We start from the raw sequence: 13,209 nt of genomic DNA, 5'->3' as shown, positions 1-13,209 counted from the left end.
GCGCCGCGAGGATATGAAGATGAACCCATTACTGCCCAACCATTACCGCGAAATCCTCCTCGGCATCGGTGAGAACCCTGAACGCGAAGGCCTGCTGGATACGCCCAAGCGCGCTGCCAAGGCCATGCAGTACCTGTGCAACGGCTACGAGAAAAGCCTGCAGGAAGTCGTCAACGGTGCGTTGTTCAGCTCCGAGAGTGACGAGATGGTGATCGTCAAGGACGTCGAACTGTATTCGCTGTGCGAGCACCACCTGCTGCCCTTTATCGGCAAAGCGCATGTGGCCTACATCCCCACCGGCAAGGTGCTGGGCTTGTCGAAGATCGCGCGCATCGTCGACATGTATGCGCGCCGGCTGCAGATCCAGGAAAATCTCACTCGGCAGATCGCCAGTGCCATCGAGGAAGTCACCCAGGCAGCCGGCGTTGCAGTGGTGATCGAGGCACAGCACATGTGCATGATGATGCGCGGTGTAGAGAAACAGAACTCGGTAATGAGCACCTCGGTGATGCTCGGTGCGTTCCGTGAGTCCTACAATACCCGTCACGAATTCCTGCAACTGATCGGACGGAGCAAGTAACGATGCCCAGATTGGAACCCGGCATGGCGCGCATTCGCGTCAAGGATTTGCGCCTGCGTACCTTCATCGGTATCAAGGAAGAGGAGATCAACAACAAGCAGGACGTGTTGATCAACCTGACCATCCTCTATCCAGCGGTCGATGCGGTACGCGACAACGACATCGATCACGCCCTCAACTATCGCACCATCACCAAGGCCATCATCAGCCACGTCGAGGGCAACCGCTTCGCCCTGCTGGAGCGCCTGACTCAGGAGATCCTTGACCTGGTGATGGCGCACGACTCGGTGCGTTACGCGGAAGTGGAAGTCGACAAGCCTCACGCGCTGCGCTTCGCCGAGTCGGTGTCGATCACCCTAGCCGGCCACCGCTGACGCTTGCACAGCACCGCAGGCCGGCCCGGTTGCCGACCTGCGTGCGGGCTTTTATCATCGCAGCCACTCCCCGCAGAGAGCATCGCCATGAATGATCAAGAACGCCTCGAACTGGAAGCTGCCGCCTACCGCCGCCTGGTTCAACACCTGCGCGAACGGCCAGACGTACAGAACATCGACCTGATGAACCTGGCTGGCTTCTGCCGCAACTGCCTGTCCAAGTGGTACAAGGCCGCAGCCGACGATCTGGATATTGCCATCACCCCGGATCAAGCCCGCGAAGAGGTGTACGGCATGCCCTACGCCGAGTGGAAGGCCAAGTATCAGACCGAAGCCAGCGCCGATCAAAAGGCCGCTTTCAACGCCAAGAACCCGAAAGGAACCGCATGAGCCACCTGAACGACTTCCGTGCCCGCCTGAGCGGCGAGCACTTCGCCTTTGCCGAAACCCTGGCCTTCGTCGCCGAACACTACGCGTACCAGCCCAGCGCTTTTCGTAACGGTGAAGTAGCCAACGCTGCCGGGCAAAACGAAGGTTCGTGCAAGACCCTTGGCCTGGCCCTGCTCGAAGGCCTGAGTGACCAGGAAGCCCTGCAGTGCTTCGGCGAACACTATCGCAGTGTATTGGCCACCCCGGACGGCACTGACCACGCCAATATCCGCGCGCTTATCAGCAACGGCCTGGCCGGCGTCGAGTTCGACCAGCAACCGCTCACCCGCAACGCCTGATCCCCTTGCACCAGCAGCCGGGCGAGCGCCTGGCCTGGTGCGACTGGCTCCGCACGCCCCGCCACTCACCTGTAAAAATCTTCTGCCCACGCGCCAGCGGCCCTGTAGCGAAACCGCCAAGGGAGCCGAATAGTCGGAATGTGGGTGAACGACGTTAGAACAATCACACACCGCAGCCCTGACGATTGCAGGGCCCGGTGTGGATCGAGACGCTAGCCGTTACAGCAGCTTGCGATCCTTGCCTGCAGCAATGCGCAGGCGCAGCGCATTGAGCTTGATGAAGCCCGCCGCGTCAGCCTGGTTGTACGCGCCGCCGTCTTCTTCGAAGGTAGCGATATTGGCATCGAACAGCGAGTCGTCGGACTTGCGGCCGGTCACGGTGACGTTGCCCTTGTACAGTTTCAGGCGAACCACGCCGTTCACGCTGGCCTGGGATGCGTCGATCATCTGTTGCAGCATCAGGCGCTCAGGGCTCCACCAGAAGCCGTTGTAGATCAGGCTGGCGTACTTGGGCATCAGCTCGTCTTTGAGGTGAGCGACTTCGCGGTCCAGGGTGATCGACTCAATGGCGCGGTGGCCACGCAGCATGATGGTGCCGCCTGGGGTTTCGTAGCAGCCACGGGACTTCATACCGACGAAACGGTTCTCGACGATGTCCAGACGACCGATGCCGTTCTCGCCGCCAATGCGGTTCAGCTCAGCCAGCACGGTGGCCGGGCTCATGTCCTTGCCGTCGATAGCGACGATGTCGCCTTTACGGTAGGTCAGCTCGATGTAGGTCGGTGCGTCCGGCGCTGCCTCGGGAGAGACAGTCCATTTCCACATGTCCTCTTCGTGCTCGGTCCAGGTGTCTTCCAGCACACCACCTTCGTAGGAGATGTGCAGCAGGTTGGCATCCATGGAATACGGCGACTTCTTCTTGCCGTGGCGCTCGATCGGGATGGCGTGCTTCTCGGCGTAGTCCATCAGCTTCTCGCGCGACAGCAGGTCCCACTCGCGCCACGGCGCGATCACTTTCACGCCAGGCTTCAGCGCATAGGCACCGAGTTCGAAGCGGACCTGGTCGTTGCCCTTGCCGGTCGCACCGTGGGAGATGGCGTCGGCGCCGGTCTCGTTGGCAATCTCGATCAGGCGCTTGGCGATCAGCGGACGGGCGATGGAAGTACCCAGCAGGTACTCGCCTTCGTAAACGGTGTTGGCGCGGAACATCGGGTAGACGAAGTCGCGTACGAACTCTTCGCGCAGGTCGTCGATGTAGATTTCCTTGACGCCCATGGCCTTGGCCTTGGCGCGGGCCGGCTCGACCTCTTCGCCCTGACCGAGATCGGCGGTGAAGGTCACCACTTCACAGTTATAGGTATCTTGCAGCCACTTGAGGATCACCGAGGTGTCCAGGCCACCGGAATAGGCCAGAACTACCTTTTTGACGTCCGCCATGCCATCCACTCCACGGGTTGTGCGAAAAGCCCGTGATTCTACTGCCCATGGCCCAGGATTTACAGGGGTGCGACAGGCTATGGCACTAAGGCGACAGAATCAGGACGTCGCCGCGGGTGTGGCAGGCACCGCTGGGGCCGCCTGCTCGGTAGGCTGCACAGGCGCTTGCGGAACCTTTTCCAGGCGTATCGAGACCCGACGGTTCTTGTTGCGATTGGCCGCGGTGTTGTTGGGCGCCAGCGGATAACGCTCACCATGGAAACGCATGACGATGCGCTCTTCGGGCACGCCCTGGGCCTTGAGGTACTCCAGCACCGCCAGCGCGCGGCGGCGTGACAGGTCCCGATTGGTCAGGCGGTTGCCACTGTTGTCAGAGTGGCCATCCAGCTCGATACGGTTAACAGCCGGGTCGGCCTTCATGAAATCAAGGATGATTTCCAGCTTGGCCTTGGCCATGGGATCGAGCTCTGCCCCGCCATCAGGAAAGCCGACGACGGTTTGCCGCACCTGATCGAAATTAACCGGCAGTAGCTTGGCGGTGCAATTCAGATAATCGTCGTACGCTTTGCGAAAACGCACCGGCAGCAGGCGCACTTCAAGGCTCTCACCGCCCATCGAGCTGCGATGACGTACCAGCGGGCTGCGCCCCTCTAGTAACCCGGTCAACAAGCGTCCGGCCTGCTCTTGGTTGCTATTGAACGCAACCTCGCCGCTGCCCAAGCTGACTACCCCGAGGTTGATATCGCCGCGCCCCGGCTGCCATGGCGCTGCCGCTGCCAGCAGCGTTGCCGACCCATTGCCGAGCCAGCGCTCACGCGCCTGCAACCGAAAGGTCGCCTGCTCACCCGCGCGGCGCACGAACTCACCGGCACCGAAATCGGTGATCGGCTGGATCAGGCGGCATTCGAACTGGTCACCGGCGACCTGCCACTCGACCTTTTCCAGACGAGTCTGGAAGCTGATCGCGGTCGCAGGCAGACTCAGGCCTGCGCCGGCTAGCAAACCGACGATAAGGAAAAAGGGCTGGCGCACAGCGGGCTCCACAAGAAAATACAACGTTCCCTGTGGGTATCGGTGGCCGCGAGGAAAACTTGAGCGGCGAGGGAGCCGATCTGCGGCGTGCCCCCGCCGGCCTTTTCCGGTAGCATTCCGGGCATGTTTCGCCCCCGCCTGGAAGCCTCAATGACCGACCGCATCACCCTGCTGCGTCCTGACGACTGGCACATCCACCTGCGCGATGGCGCGGTACTGCCGCACACCGTCGCCGATGTTGCCCGCACCTTTGCCCGCGCGATCATCATGCCCAATCTGGTGCCGCCGGTGCGCAATGCCGCCGAGGCTGGCGACTACCGTCAGCGCATCCTCGCCGCGCGGCCATCCGGCAGCCAGTTTGAACCGCTGATGGTGCTCTACCTCACCGACCGCACCACCGGTGACGACATCCGTGCGGCCAAGGCCAGCGGTTTCGTCTATGCCGCCAAGATGTACCCGGCGGGCGCGACCACCAACTCCGATTCCGGCGTCACGAGCCTGGACACCATCACGGGTGCGCTGGAAGCCCTGGCGGAAACCGGTATGCCGCTGCTGGTGCACGGCGAGGTTACCCGCGCCGAGGTCGACGTTTTCGACCGCGAGAAGGCCTTTATCGACGAACACATGCGCCGTCTGGTCGAGCGATTCCCGACCTTGAAAGTGGTGTTCGAACACATCACCACCGGCGACGCTGCGCAGTTCGTCAAGGAGGCGCCCGCTAACGTCGGTGCCACCATCACGCCCCAGCACCTGTTATACAACCGCAACCACATGCTGGTTGGCGGCATTCGCCCGCACTTCTATTGCCTGCCGATCCTCAAGCGCAATACGCATCAGGAAGCGCTGCTCGACGCGGCCACCAGCGGCAATCCGAAGTTCTTCCTCGGCACCGATTCTGCGCCGCACGCGCGCCATGCCAAGGAAAACGCCTGCGGCTGCGCCGGTTGTTACACCGCCTATGCCGCCATCGAGCTGTATGCCGAAGCCTTCGAGCAACGCGGCGCGCTGGATAAACTGGAAGCCTTTGCCAGCCACTTTGGCCCCGACTTCTATGCTCTGCCGCGCAACACCGACACCATTACCCTGGTGCGTGAAGCGTGGAACGCACCGGCCAGCCTGCCTTTTGGCGAGCAGACGGTAATCCCCTTGCGAGCAGGCGAATCGCTGCGCTGGCGCCTGCTGGAGGCTGGTCAATGAGCGAAGAACAGTACGAAGACGATCAGGAACAATCAGGCAGCAGCGGCCCGCGCCACCCCATGGCGGCGCGTTTTCGCGGTTACCTGCCGGTGGTCGTGGATGTCGAGACCGGTGGCTTCAACAGCGCCACCGATGCCCTGCTGGAAATCGCTGCCACCACCATCGGCATGGACGAGAGCGGCTTCCTGTACCCGGACCACACGCATTTCTTCCGGGTCGAGCCGTTCGAAGGCGCCAATATCGAGCAGGCGGCGCTTGAGTTCACCGGCATCAAACTCGATCACCCGCTGCGCATGGCAGTGAGCGAAGAGCACGCGCTGACCGAGATTTTCCGTGGTCTGCGCAAGTCGCTAAAGGCCAATGGCTGCAAGCGCGCGATTCTAGTCGGCCACAACAGCAGCTTCGACCTGGGCTTTCTGAATGCCGCGGTTGCTCGCTGCGACCTCAAGCGCAACCCCTTCCACCCGTTCTCCAGCTTCGATACCGCCAGCCTCGCCGGCCTCGCCTACGGGCAAACCGTGCTGGCCAAGGCGTGCCAGGCCGCCGGCATCGAGTTCGACGGCCGTGAAGCCCACTCCGCCCGCTATGACACCGAGAAGACCGCCGAGCTGTTCTGCGGCATCGTCAATCGCTGGAAGGAAATGGGCGGCTGGGAAGACTTCGACGAGTGAGTGCCATGAAAAAATATCAGATCTTCATTGATGGGCAGGCCGGCACCACGGGTCTGCAGATTCGTCAGCGCTTGGCCAACCACCCGCAGATCGACGTGGTCACCATCGACCATGACAAACGCCGCGATGCAGACGCCAAGCTCGCGCTGATGCGCTCGGTCGACGTAACCGTACTGTGCCTGCCGGACGATGCCGCCAAGGAAACCGCTCTTCAAGCCCGCGAAGTCGGTTGCCGGGTGCTGGATGCCAGTTCCGCACACCGCACGGCGAGCGACTGGGTGTTCGGCATGGCGGAACTGGCCAAGGGTCAACGCGAAGCCATCGCCAAAGCCGCGGCGGTGAGTAACCCGGGCTGCTACGCCACTGGCGCCATCCTGCTGCTGCGGCCGCTGATCGAAGCAGGCCTGCTGGGCGCGAATCGCGAACTCTGCATCAACGCCATATCGGGCTATACCGGCGGCGGCACCAAGATGGTCGAGCGCTATCAGCAGGATGACGCACCGGTCTACGCTGCCTACGGCCTGGGCTTCGATCACAAGCACATCCCGGAAATTCAGCATTGGAGCGGACTGCAAGCGCGACCGATCTTCCAGCCTGCGGTCGGCAGCTATGACCAGGGCATGCTGGTGATGATTCCACTGCAAGACAGCGACGGCGTCGACCTGCAAAAAGCCTTGAGCGCCTATTACCAGGGCGAGCAGTTCGTGCAGGTCCTGCCCTACAACGAAATCCCGGCTGATACAGCGCCGTTCATTACCCCACACGGTCTAAACGGCAGCAATCGGGCCGAGTTGCAGGTTTACGGCGCGAGCAGCGGCAAGCAGGCACTTCTGGTCGCCAAACTCGACAATCTAGGCAAAGGGGCTTCGGGAGCTGCGGTGCAGAACCTGAATATCATGCTCGGCCTGGACGAAGGGCTATGCACGCAGATTGACTGACCCTGCGGCATGACAAAAAACCGGCTCTTTAGCCGGTTTTTTTATGCCTGCGATTCGTCGCAGCGGCCTCCTGAGCCGGGCGACGCGGCGTTTATGTCTGTTTCTCAGCTGCCGTGGCTAACAACAAAGCGTGCCTGCGAACCAGGCAATATAGGAGTCAACGCGCTACTGGACAGACAAAATTACCACTCATCCAAAGTTGCGAATTCATGCCAATTGGCAGCCAGTTAATCTTTGACACGCATTCTCATTAACATTAGTATCCGTTGCCATCAGCCTCAGCCAAACGACGGGCCAAGCCATGTACGTCTGCCTCTGCGAAGGTGTCACCGACGGTCAGATCCGCGAAGCAATCTACGAAGGTTGCTGTAGCTACCGTGAAGTTCGCGAAACACTGGGTGTTGCCAGCCAATGCGGCAAATGCGCATGCCTTGCCAAGCAAGTCGTTCGTGAAACCTTGGGTGAAGTGCAACAAAGTCAGGTAGCGATGGCCTACCCCGGAAATTTTGTTGCGGCGTGAATAGCCAAGTTTTTGAAGAACCGGATCGCGTATCCGGTTTTTTTATGCCTTTAATTCAATGAGTTAGCGCCAAAACGCACAACTTAAACATTCGTATTTATATTTATTTTCACTTATATTTCAATAACTTACGTTTGACAGTCTTATTTTGCAAGCCCAGAATTCGCCATCGGTAACTCATTTCTAGGCAGGCGGGCTTCACCATGAAAGGCGATAAGACAGTAATTCAGCACTTGAACAAGATCCTCGGTAACGAGTTGGTCGCGATCAACCAGTACTTTCTGCACGCCCGCATGTATGAAGATTGGGGCCTGACCAAGCTAGGCAAGCACGAATACCACGAATCCATTGATGAGATGAAACACGCTGACAAGCTCATCAAGCGCATCCTGTTTCTCGAAGGTCTGCCTAACCTGCAGGATCTGGGCAAGATCCTGATTGGCGAAAACACTCAAGAAATGCTCGAGTGCGACCTGAAGATCGAGCACAAGGCGCACATCGACCTGAAGGCAGCCATCGCCTACTGCGAAACTATCGGTGACTACGCCAGCCGCGAACTGCTTGCAGAAATCCTTGAGTCCGAGGAAGAGCATATCGACTGGCTGGAAACCCAGCTCAGCCTGATCAAGGCAGTTGGTCTGCAGAACTACCTGCAGTCGCAGATAGACGAGTGATGGGAGCAGCTGCGCGTCGGCCCTGCCGCGTTGAAAACAAGCTCGAAATGCTCATGTACAAAAGTACACTCCAGTACACTCCGCTTTCTCGCTCGTTTTCGCCTTGCATGGCTCTAGCTCGCAAGCTCCAATCCGCAGTATCGACTAGGGACTAATTACGAAAATAAAAAACGGGAGCCTAGGCTCCCGTTTTTTATTTTCGCTGACGCTTACTTCTCGACGAAGGCGCGCTCGATCAGATAATCACCCGGCTCACGCATACGTGCCGAGATCTTCAGGCCGAAGCTGTCGAGCACTTCGCTCGTCTCGTCGAGCATGCTCGGGCTGCCGCAGATCATCGCGCGGTCGTCTTGCGGGTTGATCGGCGGCAGGCCGATATCCGCGAACAGTTTGCCGCTGCGCATCAGGTCGGTCAGACGGCCCTGATTCTCGAACGGCTCGCGGGTCACGGTAGGGTAATAGATCAGTTTTTCCTTCAACGCATCGCCAAAGAACTCGTTGCGTGGCAGGTGCTCGGTGATGAACTCACGGTAGGCCACTTCGTTTACGTAGCGCACGCCATGGACCAGGATCACCTTTTCGAAACGCTCGTAGGTTTCCGGATCCTGAATGACGCTCATGAACGGCGCCAGGCCAGTGCCAGTACTGAGCAGATACAGATGCTTGCCCGGATTCAGGTCGTCGAGCACCAGCGTGCCGGTGGGCTTCTTGCTGATGATGACCTCGTCACCTTCCTTGAGGTGCTGCAGCTGCGAGGTCAGCGGACCGTCCGGCACCTTGATGCTGAAGAACTCCAAGTGCTCTTCCCAGTTCGGGCTGGCGATCGAGTAGGCGCGCATCAGCGGGCGGCCGCTTTCCTGTTGCAGACCAATCATCACGAACTGGCCATTCTCGAAGCGCAGGCCCGGATCACGGGTACACTTGAAGCTGAACAGCGTGTCATTCCAGTGATGAACACTGAGGACGCGTTCGTGATTCATGTTGCTCATTTACCGGCTCCTAAAAACTTCAGACGCGCTGATTCTTAAGCGCAATTGCGCGGCATTCTAATCGCGGCCACAATATCTGTTAAATGAATTATCAAGATATAGGTTATCGGTTATATAGATATGCGATTTACTCTCCGTCAGCTCCAAGTCTTCGTCGCCGTCGCCCAGCAGGAGAGCGTATCCCGAGCCGCTACCCTCCTCGCCCTGTCACAGTCAGCCGCCAGCACCTCGATCACCGAACTGGAACGCCAGTCCAGCTGCCAGCTGTTCGACCGTGCTGGCAAACGCCTGAGCCTCAATGCCCTGGGGCGCCAGCTACTGCCCCAGGCGGTCGCACTGCTGGACCAGGCCAAGGAAATCGAAGACCTGCTCAAGGGCAAGTCCGGTTTCGGCTCGCTGGCAGTGGGCGCCACCCTGACCATTGGCAATTACCTGGCGACCTTGCTGATCGGCGGCTTCATGAAGGAACATCCGGAAAGCCAGGTGAAGCTGCATGTGCAGAACACTGCGCACATTGTGCAGCAAGTCGCCCACTACGAAATTGACCTGGGCCTGATCGAAGGCGACTGCAATCATCCGGACATTGAAGTGCAAAGCTGGGTCGAGGACGAACTGGTGGTGTTCTGCGCCCCTCAGCATCCCCTCGCTAAGCGAGGCCACGCCAGTATCCGCGAATTGAGCGGCGAGGACTGGATCCTTCGCGAACAGGGGTCTGGCACGCGCCTGACGTTCGACCAGGCCATGCGGCACCACTCTGACGCGCTGAACATCCGCCTGGAGCTGGAGCACACCGAGGCGATCAAGCGCGCCGTGGAGTCTGGCCTGGGCATCAGCTGTATTTCGCGCCTGGCTCTGCGCGATGCCTTTCGCCGTGGCAGCCTGGTGCCGGTGGAGACGCCGGACCTGGACCTGCGCCGGCAGTTCTACTTCATCTGGCACCGGCAGAAATACCAGACCGCTGCCATGCGCGAGTTTCTCGAAATGTGCCGTGCGCTGACTGCCGGCATCCGCCGCAGCGACGAGATCGTGCTGCCGGAAGTGCGTTAGCCGAGCAGAATGATCCCCCACACGCTGGCGATCAGCGTCAGCGACACCAGCTGCGCAGCGCTGCCCATGTCCTTGGCGGTTTTCGATAGCGGATGCAGGTCCAGGGAGATACGGTCGATGGCGGCCTCGACCGCCGAGTTGAGCAGCTCGACAATCAACGCTAGCAGGCACACGGCAATCATCAACGCGCGCTCGCCACGGCTGACGTCGAGCAGCAATGCGACAGGAATCAGCACCACGTTGAGCAGCACCAGCTGGCGGAACGCCGCCTCGCCAACGAAGGCAGCGCGCAGCCCGTCCAGCGAGTAGCCTGCGGCATTGAGAATGCGCTTGAACCCGGTTTGTCCTTTGAAAGGCGACATAGACAGCGAACCGCGAGATGGAAAAGGCCGGCAGGGTACGCCAGAGGCCAAAAAAAATCCCGCACAATCGGTCGCCATCAGGCGGCGGGCACGGACTCCAGCTGCTGAAGCAGCAACGCCGCCTGGGTGCGCGTGCGTACGCCCAGCTTGCGGAAGATTGCCGTCACATGGGCTTTGACCGTCGCCTCGGAAACACTCAGTTCGTAGGCGATCTGCTTGTTCAGCAGCCCTTCGCACACCATGGTCAACACGCGAAACTGCTGTGGTGTCAGGCTGGCCAGCCCGGCGCTGGCGGCCTTTGCCTCGGCAGACAGGCTGATCGCTTCTTCGCTCTGCGGCGGCCACCAGACCTCACCGTCAAGCACCTGCCGAACTGCCTGCTGAATGACTTCCAGTGAACTGGATTTGGGAATAAAGCCACTGGCGCCGAACTCGCGAGAACGCACCACGACGGCCGCCTCCTCCTGAGCAGAGATCATTACCACGGGAATCTGCGGGTATTGCCCACGCAGCAGCACCAACCCGGAGAAGCCATAGGCACCGGGCATGTTGAGATCAAGCAGCACCAGATCCCAATCGGTTTTTTCCGCGAGCCGCGCTTCCAATTCGGCGATGCTGGCCACTTCGACCAGTCGCACGCCAGCGCCAAGCCCCATTGTCAGGGCCTGCTGCAGCGCGCTGCGAAACAGGGGGTGATCATCAGCTATCAGGATTTCGTAAGCGACCATGGCAGATCCTGTTCTTTTTATAGGCAGACCGTACTGCACACTCCATCTGCCTGACGGCGCAGCGTACGGCACCCACCAGCATGCCCAGCGCAAGCGGGGTGGTCAAGCGCGACGCTTTACGGCAAAGTCTGCGCCCTTCTCACCAGGAGCCCGATGATGGTCAACCAAGCACTGCGCGCCGATCTGCTGATGTTGCTGACTGCAATGATCTGGGGCTCGTCGTTCGTCGCCCAGCGCCTGGGGATGGACGCCATCGGCCCCTACCTCTACAGCGGCTTGCGTTTCTGCCTGGCCGTTGTCGTGCTGCTGCCGATACTGGTTCTGTTGCGTCGACGTAGTAAACAGCCGCCTTCCCCCATGAGCAGGCCGCTATTACTCGGCGGCTGCCTGATGGGAGCGGTACTGGCATTGGGCATCAACCTGCAGCAGGTCGGCTTGCTGTTCACCAGCGTTACCAACTCGGGCTTTATTACCGGACTTTATGTGATCGTGGTGCCATTGCTCGGCCTGGCTTTGGGCCATAAGACCGGCCTGGGCATCTGGCTGGGCGCCTCGCTGGCGGTGCTCGGCATGTTCCTGCTGAGTGTCGGCGAGGGCTTCCAGGTGGCCTCAGGCGACTGGCTGCAGCTGGCTGGCGCCTTTGTGTGGGGCGTACACGTGCTGCTGGTCGGTGTTTTCGCCGCGCGTCACGATGCGCTGTTGTTGGCACTGGTGCAGTTCGTCACTTGCGCGATCATCAGCCTGGCGCTGGCCTTGATATTCGAACACCTGCCGAGCGCGGATATCGTCCAGGCGCTACCAGCAATTCTGTACGGTGGCATATTCGGCGTCGCGATTGGCTTTACCCTGCAGGTAGTTGCGCAGAAACACGCCATCGCGTCCCACGCTGCGATCATCCTGTCTCTGGAGGCAGTGTTCGCCGCCATTGCTGGCGCCATTCTGCTCGGCGAGTCGTTATCCGCGCGGGGTTATTTCGGTTGCGCGCTGATGTTCGCCGGCATGCTGCTGGCACAGCTCTGGCCGAAACCGGCGACCGTTACAGGAAAGCCCTGAGCCGTTGATGCAACGCGTTGCTCAGGTCGACCGCGTGTGGCGCCTTGGAAGCCAGGTAATGCTCGCTGAACACGTCGAGGTAGGCGTTCAATGCATCGGCGGCGCGCTCATCACCGGCCAGCTCGAGGCACAGCGCCGCCACCTCGGCGGTGCACAGGTGATCATCGCGTTTGGAGCGGCGCAGCCGATAGCGTGAGAGCGCCTCCGGCTGCAGGCTGAGCACAGGCAATTGGTCCAAGTATGGGCTCTTGCGGAACATCTTGCGAGCCTGGGTCCAGGTCGCATCGAGCATCACGAACATTGGGCGCTTACCGGCTTCCACCTCAACCGCATTTACCACGCGCTCCGGCGCGGCGTATTCCCCTGGAAACACCAGATACGGCTGCCATTGGGGCTCGGCCAGCAGCGACGGCAGTTGGGGGTCGACTTCGGTTCTCGACCAGCCGAACGCCGACGTTTCCGCAACCACATCAGCAATCAGCCAGCCGGTGTTGCTGGGCTTCAATGCCTCGACGTCGTGCATCAGCAGGCAGACGCCAGCATTCGCCACGACCTGCGGTCGCCATGCGCACAGACAATGCGTGCGCGCCAGACGACAATTCAGGCAACGCTCGGCCCGTGACCCTCTGGCCAGGAACGGCTTGACGCTACGAGCCAGGCGCTCAGCGCGTAATTTGGCAACGGCGTGACTCATGAACGCAGGCCTGGCGAGGCCGAACGAGTGCAGTGACAGGCGGGTAAAGACATGGTGGGCAAAGGGTCGAGCTATGAGGGCGTGTAGTCTATCAATTGCGCAGGTAAAAAAGCCCCCATTGCCCCTGCTAATCTCCACGCAACCGCGAGGCTTGGTAACATTTACCATTGCCCGCCTAACCGCTT

17 protein-coding genes are annotated in these 13,209 nt (G+C 60.3%); 11 read left to right on the top strand and 6 right to left on the bottom strand.

Annotated elements, in window-relative coordinates; genetic code table 11:
* Positions 1–19: 19 nt before the first annotated feature.
* From folE to BLS60_RS01845, 4 genes are all read left to right on the top strand, one after another.
* Positions 20–580, top strand: a complete 561-nt coding sequence (gene folE / locus BLS60_RS01860) for a GTP cyclohydrolase I FolE (RefSeq protein ID WP_208597271.1) — start codon at positions 20–22, stop codon at positions 578–580.
* A gap of 2 nt (positions 581–582) precedes the next feature.
* Positions 583–954, top strand: a complete 372-nt coding sequence (gene folX / locus BLS60_RS01855) for a dihydroneopterin triphosphate 2'-epimerase (protein ID WP_092363989.1) — start codon at positions 583–585, stop codon at positions 952–954.
* 87 nt (positions 955–1,041) lie between these two features.
* Complete coding sequence (locus tag BLS60_RS01850) at positions 1,042–1,344, top strand: DUF1244 domain-containing protein (protein WP_070883848.1); 303 nt, start codon at positions 1,042–1,044, stop codon at positions 1,342–1,344.
* Positions 1,341–1,682 carry a HopJ type III effector protein gene (locus BLS60_RS01845; RefSeq protein WP_092363986.1) on the top strand — a complete coding sequence of 114 codons (342 nt, stop codon included), beginning with the start codon at positions 1,341–1,343 and terminating at the stop codon, positions 1,680–1,682. The genes BLS60_RS01850 and BLS60_RS01845 overlap by 4 nt, the downstream gene beginning before the upstream one ends.
* A gap of 219 nt (positions 1,683–1,901) precedes the next feature.
* Here BLS60_RS01845 and BLS60_RS01840 read toward each other — a convergent pair whose 3' ends face one another.
* Together BLS60_RS01840 and BLS60_RS01835 are read right to left on the bottom strand one after the other, a co-directional pair.
* The gene (locus tag BLS60_RS01840; protein ID WP_070883850.1) at positions 1,902–3,119 is read right to left on the bottom strand and encodes an argininosuccinate synthase; all 1,218 of its coding nucleotides are present in this window, start codon (positions 3,117–3,119) and stop codon (positions 1,902–1,904) included.
* A gap of 99 nt (positions 3,120–3,218) precedes the next feature.
* On the bottom strand, positions 3,219–4,151 hold the full coding sequence (locus BLS60_RS01835; RefSeq protein WP_070883851.1) for a flagellar protein MotY: 933 nt from the start codon (positions 4,149–4,151) through the stop codon (positions 3,219–3,221).
* Positions 4,152–4,301: 150 nt separating this feature from the next.
* Here BLS60_RS01835 and pyrC point away from each other — a divergent pair, with 150 nt between their 5' ends.
* From pyrC to bfr, 5 genes are all read left to right on the top strand, one after another.
* Entirely contained in the window at positions 4,302–5,348 is a 1,047-nt protein-coding gene (gene pyrC / locus BLS60_RS01830; protein WP_092363983.1) for a dihydroorotase, read from the top strand.
* Positions 5,345–6,019 carry a ribonuclease T gene (gene rnt / locus BLS60_RS01825; protein ID WP_070883853.1) on the top strand — a complete coding sequence of 225 codons (675 nt, stop codon included), beginning with the start codon at positions 5,345–5,347 and terminating at the stop codon, positions 6,017–6,019. The genes pyrC and rnt overlap by 4 nt, the downstream gene beginning before the upstream one ends.
* Before the next feature lie 5 nt (positions 6,020–6,024).
* The gene (argC, locus tag BLS60_RS01820; RefSeq protein ID WP_092363980.1) at positions 6,025–6,957 is read left to right on the top strand and encodes an N-acetyl-gamma-glutamyl-phosphate reductase; all 933 of its coding nucleotides are present in this window, start codon (positions 6,025–6,027) and stop codon (positions 6,955–6,957) included.
* 301 nt (positions 6,958–7,258) lie between these two features.
* Positions 7,259–7,477: a bacterioferritin-associated ferredoxin gene (locus BLS60_RS01815; RefSeq protein WP_070883855.1), complete on the top strand. Its 219-nt coding sequence runs from the start codon at positions 7,259–7,261 to the stop codon at positions 7,475–7,477.
* A 203-nt stretch (positions 7,478–7,680) separates the two neighbouring features.
* Positions 7,681–8,151 (top strand): bacterioferritin, encoded by a 471-nt coding sequence (gene bfr, locus BLS60_RS01810; protein ID WP_092363977.1) that lies wholly within the window; start codon positions 7,681–7,683, stop codon positions 8,149–8,151.
* Positions 8,152–8,360: 209 nt separating this feature from the next.
* Here the strand turns inward: bfr and fpr are convergent, their stop codons facing one another.
* The gene (gene fpr, locus BLS60_RS01805) at positions 8,361–9,140 is read right to left on the bottom strand and encodes a ferredoxin-NADP reductase (protein WP_092363974.1); all 780 of its coding nucleotides are present in this window, start codon (positions 9,138–9,140) and stop codon (positions 8,361–8,363) included.
* A 120-nt stretch (positions 9,141–9,260) separates the two neighbouring features.
* Between fpr and BLS60_RS01800 the strand changes: the two genes are divergently transcribed.
* A complete protein-coding gene (locus tag BLS60_RS01800; protein ID WP_092363972.1) occupies positions 9,261–10,187 on the top strand; it encodes a LysR family transcriptional regulator in 927 nt (308 codons plus the stop codon).
* On the opposite strand, the gene BLS60_RS01795 is transcribed toward BLS60_RS01800, so the two are convergent.
* Both BLS60_RS01795 and erdR read right to left on the bottom strand, forming a co-directional pair.
* Positions 10,184–10,549 carry a diacylglycerol kinase gene (locus BLS60_RS01795; protein ID WP_092363969.1) on the bottom strand — a complete coding sequence of 122 codons (366 nt, stop codon included), beginning with the start codon at positions 10,547–10,549 and terminating at the stop codon, positions 10,184–10,186. The genes BLS60_RS01800 and BLS60_RS01795 overlap by 4 nt on opposite strands.
* A 77-nt stretch (positions 10,550–10,626) precedes the next feature.
* On the bottom strand, positions 10,627–11,277 hold the full coding sequence (gene erdR / locus BLS60_RS01790; protein ID WP_070883860.1) for a response regulator transcription factor ErdR: 651 nt from the start codon (positions 11,275–11,277) through the stop codon (positions 10,627–10,629).
* 156 nt (positions 11,278–11,433) lie between these two features.
* On the opposite strand from erdR, the gene BLS60_RS01785 reads away from it, so the two are divergent.
* Complete coding sequence (locus BLS60_RS01785; protein ID WP_092363966.1) at positions 11,434–12,330, top strand: DMT family transporter; 897 nt, start codon at positions 11,434–11,436, stop codon at positions 12,328–12,330.
* Here BLS60_RS01785 and BLS60_RS01780 read toward each other — a convergent pair.
* Entirely contained in the window at positions 12,314–13,024 is a 711-nt protein-coding gene (locus tag BLS60_RS01780; protein ID WP_092363963.1) for a tRNA-uridine aminocarboxypropyltransferase, read from the bottom strand. The genes BLS60_RS01785 and BLS60_RS01780 overlap by 17 nt on opposite strands.
* Between the last annotated feature and the right edge of the window lie 185 nt (positions 13,025–13,209).

It is taken from the genome of Phytopseudomonas seleniipraecipitans (genome assembly GCF_900102335.1).
In the GTDB taxonomy this organism is placed as follows: Bacteria; Pseudomonadota; Gammaproteobacteria; order Pseudomonadales; family Pseudomonadaceae; genus Aquipseudomonas; species Aquipseudomonas seleniipraecipitans.
The sequence above is the reverse complement of the archived record's forward strand: the minus strand, read 5'-3'. Positions and strand labels throughout refer to the sequence as shown.

Excerpts from the sequence above, each read along its gene's own strand:
- erdR (WP_070883860.1), bottom strand. The coding sequence starts at position 11,277 with ATGGTCGCTTACGAAATCCTGATAGCTGATGATCACCCCCTGTTTCGC.
- BLS60_RS01840 (WP_070883850.1), bottom strand. The coding sequence starts at position 3,119 with ATGGCGGACGTCAAAAAGGTAGTTCTGGCCTATTCCGGTGGCCTGGAC.
- BLS60_RS01780 (WP_092363963.1), bottom strand. The coding sequence starts at position 13,024 with ATGAGTCACGCCGTTGCCAAATTACGCGCTGAGCGCCTGGCTCGTAGC.
- fpr (WP_092363974.1), bottom strand. The coding sequence starts at position 9,140 with ATGAGCAACATGAATCACGAACGCGTCCTCAGTGTTCATCACTGGAAT.
- BLS60_RS01815 (WP_070883855.1), top strand. The coding sequence starts at position 7,259 with ATGTACGTCTGCCTCTGCGAAGGTGTCACCGACGGTCAGATCCGCGAA.
- BLS60_RS01785 (WP_092363966.1), top strand. The coding sequence starts at position 11,434 with ATGGTCAACCAAGCACTGCGCGCCGATCTGCTGATGTTGCTGACTGCA.
- pyrC (WP_092363983.1), top strand. The coding sequence starts at position 4,302 with ATGACCGACCGCATCACCCTGCTGCGTCCTGACGACTGGCACATCCAC.
- folE (WP_208597271.1), top strand. The coding sequence starts at position 20 with ATGAACCCATTACTGCCCAACCATTACCGCGAAATCCTCCTCGGCATC.
- BLS60_RS01800 (WP_092363972.1), top strand. The coding sequence starts at position 9,261 with ATGCGATTTACTCTCCGTCAGCTCCAAGTCTTCGTCGCCGTCGCCCAG.
- BLS60_RS01850 (WP_070883848.1), top strand. The coding sequence starts at position 1,042 with ATGAATGATCAAGAACGCCTCGAACTGGAAGCTGCCGCCTACCGCCGC.
- bfr (WP_092363977.1), top strand. The coding sequence starts at position 7,681 with ATGAAAGGCGATAAGACAGTAATTCAGCACTTGAACAAGATCCTCGGT.
- BLS60_RS01795 (WP_092363969.1), bottom strand. The coding sequence starts at position 10,549 with ATGTCGCCTTTCAAAGGACAAACCGGGTTCAAGCGCATTCTCAATGCC.
- rnt (WP_070883853.1), top strand. The coding sequence starts at position 5,345 with ATGAGCGAAGAACAGTACGAAGACGATCAGGAACAATCAGGCAGCAGC.
- argC (WP_092363980.1), top strand. The coding sequence starts at position 6,025 with ATGAAAAAATATCAGATCTTCATTGATGGGCAGGCCGGCACCACGGGT.
- BLS60_RS01845 (WP_092363986.1), top strand. The coding sequence starts at position 1,341 with ATGAGCCACCTGAACGACTTCCGTGCCCGCCTGAGCGGCGAGCACTTC.
- folX (WP_092363989.1), top strand. The coding sequence starts at position 583 with ATGCCCAGATTGGAACCCGGCATGGCGCGCATTCGCGTCAAGGATTTG.